The following is a 17,475-nucleotide window of genomic DNA, read 5'->3' as shown; positions in this document are numbered from 1 at the left end:
TAGTTGATTTATGAAATTATTAGGTATTGGATCTAGAATTAATCATCCTGAATACGGTTTTGGAGTAGTTACAAATGTTGATAGCCGCCATTATTGGGTTACATTTCAAGAAAATGGATTGGAAACTATTTCTCTTAATGACGAGTTCGAAACCATTGAAGCTGTGAAAGATGAAGTAGATACGATTAGTTTTTATGAAGTTGAATCTTCGTTACGAAAAATACTAAAACAATGGAGCGATGTTTCTGAAATTGTTCCTATTGCTGATAAATTTAAAGGTGGAAAGTTAATTATTGAACCAGCGGATAGCTCTTTAGCTTCCAAAGAAATTCCAATTGACACATTCTTTCACAAAATAGTGATGGTGAGAGATCGTATTCGTGTGATGGAACAAAAAATAAATTCAAGCAAAACGTTAGATGATCAAGATAAAATAGACTTACAACAATATATTACTAGAATTTACGGAAGTTTAACAACGTTTAACGTGTTATTCAAACTAAAATCCGATCACTTTGTAGGTGTGAAAACTAAATAAAAAAATGCGGCAACTAATAACCAGTAAAGTATTATGTTTGCCGCACACATTTATAATAGGGATTATTATAAAAAGGTTCTCCATCTATGCAACAAAAATAACTAATCCGTTAAATATCAAATGTTAAAACGTTAATTTTAACATAATTTAACTAAAGTCAAGACTTAACTGATCAGGTAAAAGTTTAAAAGATTTTCTGTGATATTTAGTAGCTCCGTGAGTTTTTATTCCTTCTCTATGCTCTTTTGTTGGATAACCTTTATTTTTTTTCCAGTTGTATATTGGAAACTCTTCATGAATTTTAGTCATAAATTCATCCCGATAGGTTTTTGCTAATATTGATGCCGCAGCAATACTCATAAATTTTGCGTCCCCTTTTACAATGGTTTCATGAGGAATTTCACCAAATGGTTTGAATTTATTTCCATCTACGATTATAAATTCGGGGGTTTCGCTTAATCTCGCTATTGACCTATGCATTCCTTCAATGGAAGCTTGTAAAACATTTAATTCGTCAACTTCTTCATTTTGAATGAAAGATACTGCATACGATACTGCTCTTTCTTCAATATAAATTCGTAACTCATCTCTTTTTTTCTTAGACAATTGCTTAGAATCATTCAAAAAAGAATGTTCAAAATTTTCAGGTAAAATAACCGCGGCAGCCACTACAGGACCAGATAAACAACCTCTTCCTGCTTCATCAGTCCCCGCCTCTAACGAAAATCCGCTATAATTTAATTTAAGCATACTACAAATTAACAGTTTTCGAAGATAACATTCACATTTATTTTCGTTTAATTATTTTACATTTGCCTTTATGAAACAATTGTTCATACTTATATTTTTTCTTGGTTGTTTAAGCATTCAAGGCCAATTTCGAACGGTTAATGGTGGTTTTGCAGGATCTGGTAGAAACAGAGTTAACGACTCACTCGCAAACGATGAAATTAGCGTAAAAATAAATGGAATAACTAAGTTTACTGATTACAAGATTATCAACTTAAAAAAGAGAGACACTTCTTATGTCGATACTACTCTTACAATTCAAAAAGAATACACACATAACTTTAGAAGAAAAGATAATTTCGAATTATTAGCTTTTCACAATCAAGGACAAACTTTCAATTCCTTAGGTTATGATTTTCGTTCAATTTCACAATTTCCAGATATTGGTTTTACAGCTAAGCAATTCAATTATTTGAATATTGATGATATCGATTATTACCGAGTTCCCACACCTACCACACAAATTATGTATAAAACGGGTCAGGAACAAGGTCAAGTTTTAGATGCGATTTTCACCTTCAACTTATCTAGAAGATTAAATATAAGCGTTGCTTATAAAGGATTACGATCTTTGGGACAATACAGAAGATCTTTATCTAGTTCTGGAAACTTTCGGGGAACCCTTACTTATAGCACTCCAAAAGGACAATACAATGTGAGAACCCATATCACAACACAAGATTTCAAAAACGAAGAAAATGGTGGATTAACGCCACAATCTATGGAAAACTTCATCAATGAAGACCCGAACTTTGCAGACCGTGGAAGACTTGATGTTAATTTAAATGATGCTGAAAGTTTATTAGATGGAACGCGATTTTATTTGGATCATAATTTCAAATTATTCAATAGTATTGACAGTACAAACACAAAAAACTTAACCAATTTAAAAGTTGGACACGAGCTTCATTATGAAAAAAAGTTCTTTACTTTTGAACAAGCTGGAATAACAACGGATCAGTTCGGAGAAGCGAGTAAAATTGCTGGTAGTTTGCGTGAATCGACTGATTACCGATTGATTAATAATCAAGGTTATTTAGAATTCAACTCTAAATATGTTTTAGGAAGATTTAGAGTGAAAGCGAACTACACAACTGTGAAATATGGATATGACACTATCTATAATAGTAATATTAACAACACTAATTTAACTAAAAAAAGAATCAGTGGAGACGCAATTTCCTTGGGAGGTGATTGGAATGGGAAAGTTGGTAATTTCAAAGTAAACGCCAGTGCACTGGTTACTCCAGGAAGCGGTTATTTAGCTGGAAACCATTTTAGTGGTGAGGCGATTTATGAAAAGGATAGTATTTTTAAGATAAAAGGTAGTTTACTCTTAACTTCAAAAGCTCCTAACTTTAACAAACAGTTTCTACAAAGTGTTTACAACAAATACAATTGGGAAAACAACTTCATAAATGAAGATACTCGAAATATAGGTTTTTCAATAGATTCAAAATGGGGAAATGCCAGTGTAGATTTCACTAATATTGAAGATTACACCTATTTTGGAACTGATAGTTTACCAAAACAATTTGATGGCTCCATTACGTATTTAAAAGTGAAAGCGAATAAAGAATTTAAATTCTTTAAAAAGTTTGCCCTTAATAATACGATCATGTATCAAAATGTATCCAGTGGAAGTGATGTGTTTAGAGTTCCTGAATTTGTAACTAGAAATACATTATATTATTCAGATCATTGGTTTAAAGGAAACCCGCTACAAGTTCAAATTGGAGCTACATTTAAATATTTTACAAAGTATAGAGCAAATGCTTATAATCCACTTTTAGGAGAGTTTATTTTACAAAATGACACAGAGATTGGGTTTCCTACTTTAGATTTATTTTTTAATGCGAAAGTGCGTAGAACTCGTATCTTTTTCAAAATTGATAATATCAGTTCTAATTTCTTGGAGAAAAACTACTTTTCAGCCCCAAACAATCCTTACAGAGATATGTCTATTCGTTTTGGACTTGTTTGGAACTGGTTCATTTAAAATTAAATGAAAGAATCAATTAAAAAATCATGGCCTTTATTTCTAATAGTAAGTTTAACCTTAGGTTTAGCTCCTTTTAAAGAACCTCATATTTTAGGAAAAATTCGATGGATTGCTGGCGGAAACGCATTTAGCGGTAATGAAGCTATGAAGCTTATAGATTGGTTTGATATCTTTTTACACGGAATGCCGTGGTTATTACTATTAACATCCACGGCATTACATATATTTTCTAAGTTTTCGAAAAACTAATTACTTTGTTGTTAATTGTCTAATCTTAATTCTGAAGGCAGCAAAAATTAAAGTCATAAATGGACTTAACCAGTTGAACATTGCATAAAAAGCATAATCTACAACTGGAACCCCCAAAACTCCAGAATGATAAGCTCCACAAGTATTCCAAGGAATTAACACTGAAGTAACCGTTCCTGAATCCTCTAACGTTCTACTCAAATTTTCTGGTGCTAACCCTTTATCTTTAAATGCTTTCGCATACATTTTACCCGGAACAACCAAAGCTAAATATTGGTCAGAAGCAGTTATATTTAATCCGATACAAGTACAAACCGTACTTGCGAATAATCCAAAAATACTATCAAACAGATTCAACATAAAACTACTAATTTTAGCTAAGGCTCCAATAGCATCCATAATACCTCCAAAAACCATTGCACATAAAATTAACCAAATTGTTCCTAACATTTTCTTCATTCCACCTGCAGTAAACAAATCTTTTAAAACTTCATTGTCAGTTCCAACAGAAGTATCAACGGTTATAGATTGCATTACCCCTTTGTATGCTGAATTAAAATCTAATTCTTCTACACCGGCAACTTCAGCTACTACTTGAGTTTGAAAAATAAGCGCAAAAATTCCACCTAAAATTGTTCCTGCCAACAACGCTATTAATGGTGGAGTTTTTTTAATAATTAAAACTACTACTATAACAGGAACTAAAAACAACCAAGGTGTAATATTAAATGCTTTATCAATATCTGCTAACATTTGTCCAGTATTCGCATCTCCACTAGTCGACTGAGTAAAGCCTAAAATTAAAAAGAAGATGAACGTCACTATAAAAGTTGGAACTGTTGTGTACGCCATGTATTTAATATGCGTAAATAAATCTGTACCTGCCATCGCCGGAGCTAAATTTGTAGTATCTGACATTGGTGACATTTTATCTCCAAAATACGCTCCAGAAAGAACTGCTCCTGCTGTCATTCCGAGAGAAATATCTAATGCACCCCCAATTCCAATTAAAGCAATACCAACCGTCGCTGCTGTTGTCCAAGAGCTACCTGTAGCAACAGAAATAACAGCACAAATTATTAAACATGCTACTAAAAATATTGTAGGATTCAATACTTGTAATCCATAATAAATCATAGAAGGAATAATTCCACTGATTAACCATGTTCCTGCTAAAGCTCCGACCATTAATAAAATAAGAATTGCACTGGCTGTTGATTTAATATTTTCAGCAACCTCATCCATCATCAACTGAAAACTTACTTTATTTTTGAAACCAACAACTGCTGCTACTACTCCACCAATTAATAAAACAAATTGATTACTCCCACTTAAAGCATCGTCTCCGAAAACATACACATTGTATGCTAACATTCCGATTAATGCAATTACTGGAATTAAAGCTTCCCAAATTGACAAGTTTTTATTTTGCTGAATTTTTTGATCTTGTATTTTTATTTCTGAACCGTTGTTAGTTTCTTGCATTGGTCGATTTTTTTGGTTTGTAATGTTACGATTTTGTTAAGACTTACGCAAGTGAAAACCGTTTGCTACTTTTGTATTTCTATGGATTCATTAACGCAAATAGTTTTAGGGGCTGCCTGTGGTGAAATTGCTCTTGGAAAAAAGATTGGAAACAAAGCATTATTATCTGGAGCCATTGGCGGAACCATTCCAGATCTAGATGTTTTTCTTGGACGTTTTTTCTATTCAAACTCTATTGATCAACTTATGTTTCACAGAGGTTTTATGCATTCTATTCCTTTTGCAGTTATTGGAGCTTTTTTCTTTGGATACATTGCTTATTGGCTCTACAATAATGGTAAAAGAAAAGACACAACAACACGTAAAGATTGGATTTGGTTATTTTTATTGTCCATATTAACCCATCCAATTTTAGATTGTTTCACTCCTTATGGAACACAACTATTCTTACCCTTTTCCAACTATCGTGTAGCATTTAATAATATCGCTGTTGCTGATCCATTATATACACTACCTTTTTTAATTAGTTTGATAATTCTTATGTTTTATCGAAGAGGAACATCAAAACGTAAATGGTGGTTAAAAGCTGGAATCTATGTAAGCTCTATATATATGGTACTTACTGTTTTCAATAAGTTGTATGTTGATGACGTTTTTGAAAAATCATTTGAAAACGCAGGAATTACCTATAATCGTTTCACGGTACAGCCATCAATTTTAAATAATGTTCTTTGGTATGGAGTTGCTGAAACTAAAACAGATTATAAAGTGGGTTATTATTCTATTTTAGACAAAAACTCTCATGTAACAGATTTTATTTCAGTTCCTAAAAACCAAGAGCTATTAGACATGTCTGATCTTGATTTGAAGAAACTAACTTGGTTTAGTAATGATTATTACAACTTAACTTCACTCCCAAATGGAGAATTTAGATATAACGATTTGCGATATCCATTAATTAAAAATGATGCCAGTAGTAGTTCTGTTTTTGGTTTTCGTTTGTATAAAAATGGTAAAAGATGGGAGTATAAAAATGACTCTGACCGTTTTAAAGACGCTTCTCCAGCAGATTTAATCGAGTCAATTTGGGAAAGAATGAAAGGAAAATAAAAGGTCTAAGTGTAAACCTAGACCATTATTATTTTTAATTAAACGAAGCTTTCTTCTTTTAAAACCCCTACTTGTTTCATACAATCCTTCATCATTTCATAGGTTCGCTCAATATCATTATCTAATCCAATTGAAAAACGAATTAAACCATCTGTTAATCCCATATCAGCTTGTTCGTCTTCTGGTATTTCCGATGAAGTTGACGAACCTGGAGCAGAGAATAATGTTTTATAAAATCCTAAACTAACTGCTAAATATCCTAAGTTTTTATTCTGCATTAGTTCCATAAGCTCATTGGCTTTATCTAATGAACCGACATCAATAGTCAACATTCCTCCATACCCATATTCTTCATTCATCATTGACGAAAATAACTCATGTGAAGGATGTGATGCTAAACCTGGATAAACAGTCTTTAATCCATCCTCTTCAAATTTTTGAGCCAAATACATTGCATTTTTACTATGCTGCTTCATACGAATATGTAAAGTTCTCATATTCTTCAAAATTGAAGACGCTCTTATACTATCCATAGTAGAACCTAACAACATACAAGCACCGTCATTTACGTTTCTTAAATCGTCTATAAATTGCTGCGTTCCGCAAACCACTCCACCAACGGTATCTGATGATCCATTGATAAACTTTGTTAAACTATGCACAACAACATCTGCCCCTAATTGTGCTGGCGCAATCGACAATGGTGAAAACGTATTATCCACCACTAATTTCAAATTATGTTTTTTCGCTAAAGCCGCTAATCCACGAATATCTGCAACTTCTAATAACGGATTACTAACAGACTCACAGTATAATACTTTTGTATTCTCAGTAATCGCATTTTCTACCACATCTAATTTAGTAATATCTACAAAAGTTGTGTTGATATTTAGTTTTGGCGTGAAGTTCTTCAAAAAAGCATAAGTTCCTCCATAAATAGTTCTACTAGAAACGATATGATCACCAGCTCCACATAATTGCATTAATACTGGAGTAATTGCTCCCATTCCAGATCCTGCAACATTTGCAGTTTCTGTACCTTCCATTTCTGCTAAGGCTTCTCCTAAATATAAATTTGAAGGAGAAGTATGACGGGAATATAAATAACAGCCATCTGCATTTCCCTCGAAAGTATCGAACATTGTTTTCGCAGAAAGGAATGTATATGTTGATGAATCTGAAATAGAAGGATTTACACCTCCGAATTCTCCAAAGTATTGTAAATCTTGAATTTTATTAGCTGGTTTGAACTTCATAAGAAAATAGTATTTGTTTTCTCAAAGCAACATAAAAACCTAATAAAATTCAAGTTTTTTAAACAAATACAGTTTTTTATTCTTTTAAAAACAATAAACACAGTTTAAAATTCATTTATTATTGAAATAATTTTAATTTTATAGAAATATTTTCAAGATGAAACTTGACAACACTGACAAAAAACTTATAAACCTACTGCAAGAGGATAGTAAACGTACAAACAAACATCTATCGTTATTACTAAATTTATCTGTTACTGCAGTTTTTGAACGAATCAAAAAATTAGAACGTGCAGAAGTAATTACACGATATATAGCTCAAGTAGATCCTAAAAAAGTAGATAAGTCCTTTATTGTGTTTTGCCAAGTAAAACTAATTCAACATTCAAGAGAATATTTATCTGTTTTTGAAAGTGAAATTTTAAAATTAAATGAAGTCTCTGAATGTTTTCATATTAGTGGAGATTATGATTACGTCTTAAAAATCTATGTAAAAGACATGGAAGAATACAGAGAGTTCATGGTAAACAAGCTTACCACAATTAAACATATTGGCAGCACACAAAGCTCATTTATGATAGGAGAAGTAAAAAACACCGCTAAAATAAGCATATAAAAAAAAGCCATTGCTTTCACAATGGCTATATATATTCAAAAGAAAGAACTATTCATGTTTTTGAATTTCCTTCTTTACTTCTTCATCAATTCCTTCTACTTCTTTAACTTCAGTTTTCGTTTCGCTGTTTTCAGCGATTTTTACTGCTATTTTCGCCTTTACTTGATCTCCACTAGCTTCTTTCATTTCGACTCTAACCTCTGTCGCAGTTTTATCAGAATGAGTGTTTGCTGAATGTCCTCCTAAAATTGGTGCAATTACTAAACCAACTAGACAAGTCAACTTAATTAATATATTCATTGATGGTCCAGAGGTATCTTTAAATGGATCTCCAACTGTATCTCCAGTAACTGCAGCCTTATGAGCGTCAGAACCTTTGAATGTCATCTCTCCATTAATTTCAACTCCTGCTTCAAATGATTTCTTAGCATTATCCCAAGCTCCACCAGCGTTATTCTGAAAAATAGCCCACATTACACCGCTAACACAAACACCAGCCATGTAACCTCCAAGCGCTTCTGCTTTAAATAATAAACCAATAATAATCGGAGTAATTATAGTAATTAAACCTGGTAAAATCATCTCTTTCAAAGCAGCTTTTGTAGAAATATCAACACACTTTGCATAATCCGGAGTTCCAGTTCCTTCCATAATTCCAGGGATTTCCTTAAACTGACGACGAACTTCTTGTACCATTTCCATTGCCGCTTTACCTACAGATTCCATTGCTAATGCTGAGAAAATTACTGGAATCATACCTCCAACAAATAACATTGCTAAAACATCGGCTTTAAAAATATTAATTCCGTCAATTCCTGTGAATGTAACATATGCAGCAAATAAAGCTAAAGCCGTTAGTGCCGCAGAAGCGATTGCAAATCCTTTTCCAACAGCCGCAGTTGTATTTCCTACAGAATCTAAAATATCTGTTCTTTCACGAACGTGGTCTTCCAACTCACTCATTTCTGCAACTCCACCTGCATTATCTGCAATTGGTCCAAAAGCATCAATTGCTAATTGCATTGCCGTTGTAGCCATCATTGCAGAAGCTGCTAGTGCTACACCATAAAATCCAGCAAGTGCATAAGAACCATAGATTGCAGCTGCGAATAAAATAACAGATAAAAATGTTGATTTCATTCCCACAGCTAATCCAGCAATAATATTAGTTGCTGCTCCAGTTGAACTATTCTTTACAATATCTAAAACGGGTTTTTTACCTAGACTTGTATAGTAAGCCGTTACTGTTGAAATTAATGCTCCAACTGCTAATCCTATCATACACGCATAAAATACATGACGAGAAGGAACTTCTTGTAATCCCTCCCCGAAATAATTCATTTGTAAAGTTTCAGGTAACATCCAACGAATTAAAAACCAACTCGCTACTAATGTGATTACGATTGATGCCCAGTTTCCTAGATCTAAAGCTTTTTGAACCTCTGGTTCTTTAGCTGAATTATCTTTAATATTAACTAAGAATGTTCCTACAATAGAAGCTACAATTCCAACACCAGCGATTACTAATGGCAATAAGATTGGTCCCATTCCATTGAAAGCATCAGTAAACTGAGTTGTAGCTGACATATCTCTAATCAAATAGTTTCCTAAAACCATTGCTGCTAAAACGGTTGCAACATAACTACCGAATAAATCAGCTCCCATTCCGGCAACATCTCCTACATTATCACCTACATTATCAGCAATAGTTGCTGGGTTTCTTGGATCATCTTCAGGAATTCCTGCCTCTACTTTTCCGACTAAATCTGCGCCAACGTCAGCAGCTTTCGTATAAATACCACCGCCTACTCTAGCGAATAAAGCGATACTTTCAGCACCTAAAGAAAAACCTGCTAAAGCTTCTAAAGCAACAGTCATTTCATCATAAAAACTTCCTTTTCCCGTAACAAACATTGCTACAAACAACAAAAAGAAAAGACTTAATCCTAAAACTGCTAAACCTGCAACTCCTAATCCCATAACAGTTCCTCCACCAAAAGAAACTTGTAAAGCTTTTGGCAAACTTGTCTTTGCTGCTTCAGTTGTTCTTGCATTTGCATCTGTAGCTATCCTCATTCCAATATTACCTGCCAGAGCAGAAAAAATAGCACCGATTATAAAAGCAACAACTATAATCCAGTGTGTAGTGTCAACGATTTGAGATATAACGAATAGTGCAATTGAGGCTATAATTGAAAAGATTAAAAGAAGTCTGTACTCTGCGTTTAAAAATGCTAACGCTCCTTCCTTAATACTTTTGGATATTGACTGCATTTTTTCATCACCGGCATCTTGCTTTTTAACCCAAGACATTTTGATGAACATAAAAATAAGCCCTAAAAGAGCCAAAATAATTGGCATATACACCATGTTTGATTCCATAATATTTAATTAATTGATTAGTTTATCGCCTTAAATATAACAAAATCAAATTCTAAACAAAAAAAGCTCATCACTTTCATGATGAGCTTTAATATTTCGTAATGGAAACCTTAGATCTTAAAGCTTCCTTTTTCTTTATGTTCGCTTTCTCGGTATCGTATGATACACTTATCTAAAATATCATAAGCTTCTTCAGCGTTACCCCAACCACCTACATCAACTTTCTTTTCTTCTAAATCTTTATAAACTTGGAAAAAGTGTGTGATTTCTTTTTTTCGGTGAGGGTTTAAGTCTGATAAATCGTTGTAACTATTCCAAATTGGATCAGATACGGGCACGCATACAATTTTCTCATCTGGACCTTTCTCATCTGCCATATGGAAAACACCAATAGGTTTAACTTCCATAACACACATTGGGAAAGTTGGCTCAGCGCCTAAAACTAATACATCTAAAGGATCTCCGTCTAAAGCTAGAGTTTCTGGAATAAAACCATAGTCTCCAGGGTACATCATTGATGAAAATAACATTCTATCAAAACGAATTTTCTTTAAATCAAAATCGTACTCATATTTATTTCTACTTCCTTTAGGTATTTCTATTAATACATCAACAGTTTGCTTCTCTTTTGCTGTCATAAATTTTTACTTCGTTTCAAAAATCGGATTGCAAAACTACGGATAAATTCGAGTATTTACGTAATCTTTCAATGTTATTTTTTGTTTAAATAAACATTAAAGTCCTGGTTTAATACCAATTCGGATTGCAAACTTTGGAGTAGGAACTGCAATACTATTTGCTGGAGCTCTATAATCACTTCTCCAAATGGCATCAACTCTAAGAAATCTTAAATTACCATAACCAATATTTTCAAATCCAAATCCATACTCATAGTACACCTTGTTTGGTGCATTGTATTGAATATTTTCTGTACCAACACTATTTATTACTCCGTCATTTAAAGCTCTATTTGCATTTGAAACTGTTCCGTAGGCAGCCCGGAATGTCAATAAACTTCTTAAGTTCAATTTCCTAACGAAGGGAATTCTATTTAAAATAAATCCATTAAAATGATGCTCTAAATGAGTAGAAATATAAGTATCTGTAACAAAATCATAAAAATTTAATAATGAGAATGTATTCGGAACCAATGAGAAAGACTGGTTTGCAGGAATTACATTCATAAGAGAAACTGGAACCTGTCCAAACGTTTTACCCCCTTCAACTGTGGTGTCTAATAATCCAAATTTACCAAGTAAAATTGGTTGATTGTATTTTAGTTGAATTCTATCATAATCATGAGTTCCATTTAAAACTCCTTTATATCCGTGTCGATAATTTAAAACAATAGATGGAAATATATTTCTTCCATATCGTTGCTCAACTCCTAAACCATATACGAATCTACCTGGAGTAAACGAAACATAAATATCTGAAGCTACATCTGTTACAGAAGAAACAAAATTTACATCCCCTGGATTAACTCTGTAACTCACTGAAAAATTTTCAGGGCTCGCCGAACTAATTCTCGAATGTGATAAATTAAATCCGATTCTTAAGTTATTATTAATTGCATAATCGAAATTCGTTGCATATTTCTCTACATTTGATAGGAAAAAGTTATTCCCTCTAGAAAATAACGCTGTAGACCCAAAAGTGTTTCCTAACAATTGAGTTGTATTAAACAATGAACTTCCTAACTGCTCTATATCCTTTTGATAAGCTGCACTAACAGATATTCTTGGGCTATACGACAACAAATACTTTGCCTCCAAACCATACTTAAACTCTTTATCTTTCGTTCCATAGGCGACATGACCAGATAATCTTACTCTATCATCTTTTGTCTTAAAAGTTCTAAATCCAATACGAGTTCTTAAACCTTCTACTTCGTTATTTGCTAAAGCCGTCCAAAAAGGACCAAATTGAATATTCAAAGCGTCCACATTAATATATCCACTTGAAATTGTATTAATAAATCCTGTGATTTTTTTAATACGTTTCTTACTTTTCACAGAAGTAATTAACTTATATGTATCCTTGTAATCCTCTTTCTCTTCTTTCTTCCAATATTCATCCGACTTGTAATATTGATCAGGACGAATTTTAACATTCTTAAAATCGTAAAAACTTTCAGGTAAAGGCTTATCTAACAAATAATCTTCATAATTAATTGTTTTCTTAATAGTTAAACCTTTGTTTGCATCATTTTTATCTAAGAAAGTAAAATCTCCTTCGTAAGCATTTTTTGTTGGAATATAAATACTATCATTTCTTATCTCAAACTCTTTTTCAAAAGTTAAGCCTCGTACAAAGTTTAGATTTGCTCCTTTAACAACTTGCATTCTTAGTTTCTTAATTGTGTACGCCTCATCAGCAACCCAAAAATTCCCTTTAAATGCTAAGTCTTGATCTCTAATGGGGAAAAAGTAAATATTGTATAGTTTCTTGTCGTTTTTAACAATACTATCGTATAACACATAATCATAAGTTGCAAACCCATCAGTTGACAATGGACTTACAAAAGACTTACGTAATAAAGTGATATTATTTCTAAAAACGTCAATATTTTGAAAAGTCATTGCCATTCTATCAAAAACAAACCCTTGGGCTCCTAACCCTTCTGCTTTTTCTGCTTCAATGTCTTCTCTTAGTTTATTCGATGAGTTATTTCCATAAACATTCGATACTTGCTCACTCAAGTAAATTGGAATATAATAGTTAATTCCATCACTATCGTATTGGATCTCACTTATGGCCTGTTGATATTGATCTTTAAAAATACTTTTGATGAAGGCAGTATCAAGATTATTCAAACCAATTTCAATTGTCTTATGCTTTTTGAATTGATAATGGTTCACGAGATCAACACCATTTTTCCTTTTTCTTTTCCAAATTTCTTTCAAAATTCGGTAGGCAGGATTTTCCTTTTTCTTTAATCGTTTCTTAGGTTTTGTAACAACAATTACCTCCTCTAAAACATCTGTACCTTCTTTTAAAACGATATTTAAGTACTTTGTTTTAGGACTGACTTTGATCGTTTGAGTTTGGAAACCTACGAACGAAATTTCTAAAACGCCGCGATTTTTTTTCGTTCTAAATGCAAATCTTCCCTCATCATCTGTTGTAGTCCCTTGAGTTGTACCTTTTATTATCACATTAACAAATGGTAAAGGACTTTCATACTCATCAACGACTGTTCCCCTTAAAATAATTTGTGCATTAATTACTAAACTCATAAACATGAGTAGCGCTGAAATTTTTACTTTCATAGGTGTTTTACTTCAAAAATCCTTTCAGTTTAAAACTAAAAGGATTTTTAACAATTATCATCTCTCTAATTATCAATACCTTAACTAATATACATTACTTCTTTTACTGCTTTAACAACATCATTAGCATTCGGCAACCATTTTTCTAATAAAACCGGCGAGTATGGTGCAGGAGTATCGGCAGTGGTAATTCTTTTGATCGGAGCATCTAAATAATCAAATGCTTCGTCTTGAACTCTAAAAGTAATTTCCGAAGAAACACTTCCAAACGGCCATGCCTCTTCTAATATCACTAATCTATTTGTTTTCTTAACTGATTCTAAGATCGTTTTATGATCCATTGGGCGAACAGTTCTTAAATCAATAACCTCTATTGAGATTCCCTCTTTCGCTAACTCATCTGCCGCTTTAAAAGCTTCTTTAATAATTTTTCCAAAAGAAACTACAGTTACATCAGTTCCTTCTCTTTTAATATCTGCAACACCAATTGGCAAAATATACTCTCCTTCAGGAATTTCCATTTTATCACCATACATTTGCTCAGACTCCATAAAAATAACAGGATCATCATCTCTAATCGCAGCTTTTAATAAACCTTTTGCATCATATGGATTTGAAGGAACAATTACTTTTAAACCAGGACAATTTGCATACCAACTTTCGAAAGCCTGTGAGTGTGTTGCCGCTAATTGACCAGCAGAAGCCGTTGGGCCTCTAAATACGATAGGACAGTTAAACTGACCTCCGCTCATTTGACGAATTTTAGCCGCGTTGTTAATAATTTGATCAATACCAACCAACGAAAAGTTAAAGGTCATATATTCAACAATCGGTCTGTTTCCATTCATTGCAGAACCTACAGCAATACCACCAAAACCAAGTTCGGCAATTGGAGTATCAATAACGCGTTTTTCCCCAAACTCATCTAACATCCCTTTACTAGCTTTATAAGCGCCGTTGTATTCAGCAACTTCTTCTCCCATTAGATAAATACTTTCATCACGACGCATCTCTTCACTCATTGCTTCGCAAATAGCTTCTCTAAATTGAACTGTTTTCATATGTATTTTATTCTAGTCGTTGTTTATTTAATTTGCAAAAGTAAAAAAATTACATTGAACACGATTAACAGAATGTTAAAAACCTATATATTTAGTCTTTTTTTTGATAGAAATTTATTATGCATGCATAATAAATCAAAAAAAATGCTTAAATTCGTAGCTCGAAATTAAGTGTTTTTAAAACAAACCTATATGAAAATATTAGTATGTATCAGCCATGTACCTGATACCACTTCAAAAATCAATTTTACTGAAAACGACACCAAGTTTGATACTAACGGTGTTCAATTTGTAATAAATCCATACGATGAATTTAGTTTAACACGTGCTATGTGGTTCAAAGAAAAACAAGGTGCTTCTGTAACCGTTGTCAATGTTGGAGGAGCTGAAACTGAACCTACATTAAGAAAAGCCTTAGCAATTGGTGCTGATGATGCAATACGTGTAAATGTAGAACCAACTGATGGTTTTTTAGTTGCTAAAGAATTAGCTGAAGTAGTTAAAAACGGTGGTTTTGATTTAGTATTAGCTGGTAAAGAATCTGCCGATTATAACGGCCAAATGGTCCCAGGAATGCTCGCTACACTATCAGGATACAATTTCGTAAACGGTTGCGTAGGAATTGAAGTTGACGGTACAAACGTAACTTTAGAAAGAGAAATTGATGGTGGCGAAGAAAAAGTATCTTCCTCTTTACCATTAGTTGTTGCAGGACAAAAAGGAATTGTAGAAGAAAAGGATTTAAGAATCCCTAATATGAGAGGAATTATGATGGCACGAAAAAAGCCATTAAATGTAGTAGAGGCTTCTGGAGCAGCTGCATCTACAAGTACGAAAACATTTGAAAAACCAGCACCAAAAGGTGAAGTGAAATTAGTAGATAATGTTGATGAGTTAATTAACTTATTACATAACGAAGCAAAAGCAATTTAAATTTAAAATCAAAACATTTTAGTGGATGTGTTTTTATCTCCATCCACTAAAATTCTAAAAAAATTAAGAGTATGTCTGTATTAGTTTTTGCCGATTCATCGGAAGGAAAATTTAAAAAAACAGCTTTTGAAGTTGTTTCATATGGAAAAAAAGTGGCAGAGCAATTAGGAACTAATGTCGTTGCCTTAACTATAAATGGTGGAGATGCATCACAATTATATAACTATGGTGCTGAAAAAGTAGTAGAAGTTAAAAATGATTTAAGTTCATTCAATGCCAAGGCTTATGCTGAAATAATTAAACAAGCTAGTGAAGCTAATGCTGCTGATACTATAATTATCGATTCTAGTATTGACGGTTTAACAGTTGCTCCTTTAATAGCGGTTGGATTAGAAGCTGGATACGCCTCTAATGTTGTTGATTTACCTAGCAGTACTGCACCGTTTATTGTAAAGCGTAAAGCGTTTTCTAATAAAGGTTTCAACAACACAGAGATTTCAACTGATAAAAGAGTAGTTGGTGTTGCCAAAAATTCTTTTGGAGCACATGAAAATCCCGTTTCTGGAACTACTGAAAACTTGGATGTTTCATTACCTGAATTAGGTGTTTCTTCTGTTTCAATTGACAAAGCAAGTGGAACTGTAACAATTGCTGATGCTGATGTTGTTGTTTCTGCAGGACGTGGTTTAAAAGGACCTGAGAACTGGGGAATGGTAGAAGAATTAGCGGACGTATTAGGAGCAGCAACCGCTTGCTCAAAACCTGTTTCTGATTTAGGATGGAGACCTCATGCTGAGCACGTTGGACAAACCGGTAAGCCAGTTGCTTCTAACTTATATATCGCTATCGGTATTTCTGGAGCGATTCAGCATTTAGCTGGTGTCAACGCATCAAAAGTTAAAGTGGTAATTAACAATGATCCAGAGGCACCTTTCTTTAAGGCAGCTGATTACGGAATCGTAGGAGATGCTTTTGAAGTTGTACCTCAGCTTATTGAAAAATTAAAAGCTTTCAAACAAGCTTAAAAAGTTAATTATATCGATAAACCTCAAAAGACAATAATCTTTTGAGGTTTTTTATTCTAAAGACCTTTCCATACACATATTTTTTATTAAATTGTGGCACCCAAAAAGCAGTCCTATTGAGACCGCTTTTTTTGTAGGAAGATAGATACATGAGCTTAGTAAGATTAACTATTAAAGGAATTTCATATAGTCAAACTCAGAGCGGTGCTTACGCATTAGTTCTCAGTGAAATGGAAGGAACTCGTACATTACCGATTATTATTGGTGCTTTTGAAGCCCAATCTATAGCAATAGCTTTAGAAAAAGAAATTAGACCTCCAAGACCATTAACGCACGATTTATTCAAAACTTTCGCTGAACAGTTTCAAATTAAATTGAAACAAATCGTTATTCATAAATTGGTTGATGGTGTGTTCTTTTCAAGTTTAATTTGTGAAAGAGAGGGAGTGGAAGAATCAATTGATGCAAGGACTTCAGATGCTATTGCTCTTGCGGTTCGTTTCCAAACTCCAATTTTCACTTACGAGAATATTTTAGATAAAGCTGGTATTTATTTAAAAGCTGAAGAAAAATTCAACGAAGAAGATGATGAATTAGAAAAAATTGAATTAATTCCAGACTCAGAAGTTTCTGAAATGGATGATTTTTCTCTATTATCTAATAGTGAACTAGAAACAAAACTACAAGAAGCTGTTAGTAATGAAGATTATGAATTAGCAGCTAAAATTAGAGACGAAATTGACAAACGCTCTTAAAT

Annotated in this window: 15 protein-coding genes; 8 read left to right on the top strand and 7 right to left on the bottom strand. The window is 33.1% G+C overall.

Annotated elements, in window-relative coordinates; all coding sequences use genetic code 11:
* The first annotated feature begins 10 nt into the window (after positions 1-10).
* Complete coding sequence (locus BTO06_RS01930) at positions 11-538, top strand: hypothetical protein (RefSeq protein ID WP_100923710.1); 528 nt, start codon at positions 11-13, stop codon at positions 536-538.
* A 147-nt stretch (positions 539-685) separates the two neighbouring features.
* On the opposite strand, the gene BTO06_RS01925 is transcribed toward BTO06_RS01930, so the two are convergent.
* The gene (locus BTO06_RS01925; RefSeq protein WP_100923709.1) at positions 686-1,288 is read right to left on the bottom strand and encodes a ribonuclease HII; all 603 of its coding nucleotides are present in this window, start codon (positions 1,286-1,288) and stop codon (positions 686-688) included.
* Positions 1,289-1,358: 70 nt separating this feature from the next.
* On the opposite strand from BTO06_RS01925, the gene BTO06_RS01920 reads away from it, so the two are divergent.
* Together BTO06_RS01920 and BTO06_RS01915 are read left to right on the top strand one after the other, a co-directional pair.
* Complete coding sequence (locus BTO06_RS01920) at positions 1,359-3,326, top strand: putative porin (protein ID WP_100923708.1); 1,968 nt, start codon at positions 1,359-1,361, stop codon at positions 3,324-3,326.
* 6 nt (positions 3,327-3,332) lie between these two features.
* On the top strand, positions 3,333-3,578 hold the full coding sequence (locus BTO06_RS01915; RefSeq protein WP_100923707.1) for a hypothetical protein: 246 nt from the start codon (positions 3,333-3,335) through the stop codon (positions 3,576-3,578).
* Here BTO06_RS01915 and nhaC read toward each other — a convergent pair whose 3' ends face one another.
* Positions 3,579-5,063, bottom strand: coding sequence for a Na+/H+ antiporter NhaC (gene nhaC / locus BTO06_RS01910; RefSeq protein ID WP_100923706.1), 1,485 nt, complete (start codon positions 5,061-5,063; stop codon positions 3,579-3,581).
* A gap of 81 nt (positions 5,064-5,144) precedes the next feature.
* On the opposite strand from nhaC, the gene BTO06_RS01905 reads away from it, so the two are divergent.
* Complete coding sequence (locus tag BTO06_RS01905; RefSeq protein ID WP_100923705.1) at positions 5,145-6,173, top strand: metal-dependent hydrolase; 1,029 nt, start codon at positions 5,145-5,147, stop codon at positions 6,171-6,173.
* A 38-nt stretch (positions 6,174-6,211) separates the two neighbouring features.
* On the opposite strand, the gene BTO06_RS01900 is transcribed toward BTO06_RS01905, so the two are convergent.
* Complete coding sequence (locus tag BTO06_RS01900; protein WP_100923704.1) at positions 6,212-7,429, bottom strand: aminotransferase class I/II-fold pyridoxal phosphate-dependent enzyme; 1,218 nt, start codon at positions 7,427-7,429, stop codon at positions 6,212-6,214.
* 157 nt (positions 7,430-7,586) lie between these two features.
* Between BTO06_RS01900 and BTO06_RS01895 the strand changes: the two genes are divergently transcribed.
* Complete coding sequence (locus BTO06_RS01895; protein WP_100923703.1) at positions 7,587-8,045, top strand: Lrp/AsnC family transcriptional regulator; 459 nt, start codon at positions 7,587-7,589, stop codon at positions 8,043-8,045.
* Between the two features lie 48 nt (positions 8,046-8,093).
* Here BTO06_RS01895 and BTO06_RS01890 read toward each other — a convergent pair whose 3' ends face one another.
* From BTO06_RS01890 to BTO06_RS01875, 4 genes are all read right to left on the bottom strand, one after another.
* On the bottom strand, positions 8,094-10,427 hold the full coding sequence (locus tag BTO06_RS01890; protein ID WP_100923702.1) for a sodium-translocating pyrophosphatase: 2,334 nt from the start codon (positions 10,425-10,427) through the stop codon (positions 8,094-8,096).
* Between the two features lie 110 nt (positions 10,428-10,537).
* Positions 10,538-11,065: an inorganic diphosphatase gene (locus BTO06_RS01885; RefSeq protein WP_100923701.1), complete on the bottom strand. Its 528-nt coding sequence runs from the start codon at positions 11,063-11,065 to the stop codon at positions 10,538-10,540.
* A gap of 96 nt (positions 11,066-11,161) precedes the next feature.
* Complete coding sequence (locus BTO06_RS01880; RefSeq protein ID WP_100923700.1) at positions 11,162-13,699, bottom strand: DUF5686 family protein; 2,538 nt, start codon at positions 13,697-13,699, stop codon at positions 11,162-11,164.
* Between the two features lie 80 nt (positions 13,700-13,779).
* Positions 13,780-14,760, bottom strand: coding sequence for a pyruvate dehydrogenase complex E1 component subunit beta (locus BTO06_RS01875; protein WP_100923699.1), 981 nt, complete (start codon positions 14,758-14,760; stop codon positions 13,780-13,782).
* A gap of 192 nt (positions 14,761-14,952) precedes the next feature.
* Between BTO06_RS01875 and BTO06_RS01870 the strand changes: the two genes are divergently transcribed.
* The 3 genes from BTO06_RS01870 (at position 14,953) to BTO06_RS01860 (ending at position 17,473) form a co-directional block, all read left to right on the top strand.
* Entirely contained in the window at positions 14,953-15,693 is a 741-nt protein-coding gene (locus BTO06_RS01870) for an electron transfer flavoprotein subunit beta/FixA family protein (protein WP_100923698.1), read from the top strand.
* Positions 15,694-15,764: 71 nt separating this feature from the next.
* Positions 15,765-16,718, top strand: a complete 954-nt coding sequence (locus BTO06_RS01865) for an electron transfer flavoprotein subunit alpha/FixB family protein (protein ID WP_100923697.1) — start codon at positions 15,765-15,767, stop codon at positions 16,716-16,718.
* 149 nt (positions 16,719-16,867) lie between these two features.
* Entirely contained in the window at positions 16,868-17,473 is a 606-nt protein-coding gene (locus BTO06_RS01860; RefSeq protein WP_100923696.1) for a bifunctional nuclease family protein, read from the top strand.
* Positions 17,474-17,475: the final 2 nt, after the last annotated feature.

Source organism: Tenacibaculum sp. SZ-18 (assembly GCF_002813915.1).
Classification (GTDB): domain Bacteria; phylum Bacteroidota; class Bacteroidia; order Flavobacteriales; family Flavobacteriaceae; genus Polaribacter.
Note: the sequence above shows the minus strand (reverse complement) of the source record. Positions and strands in the feature narration are given on the sequence as shown.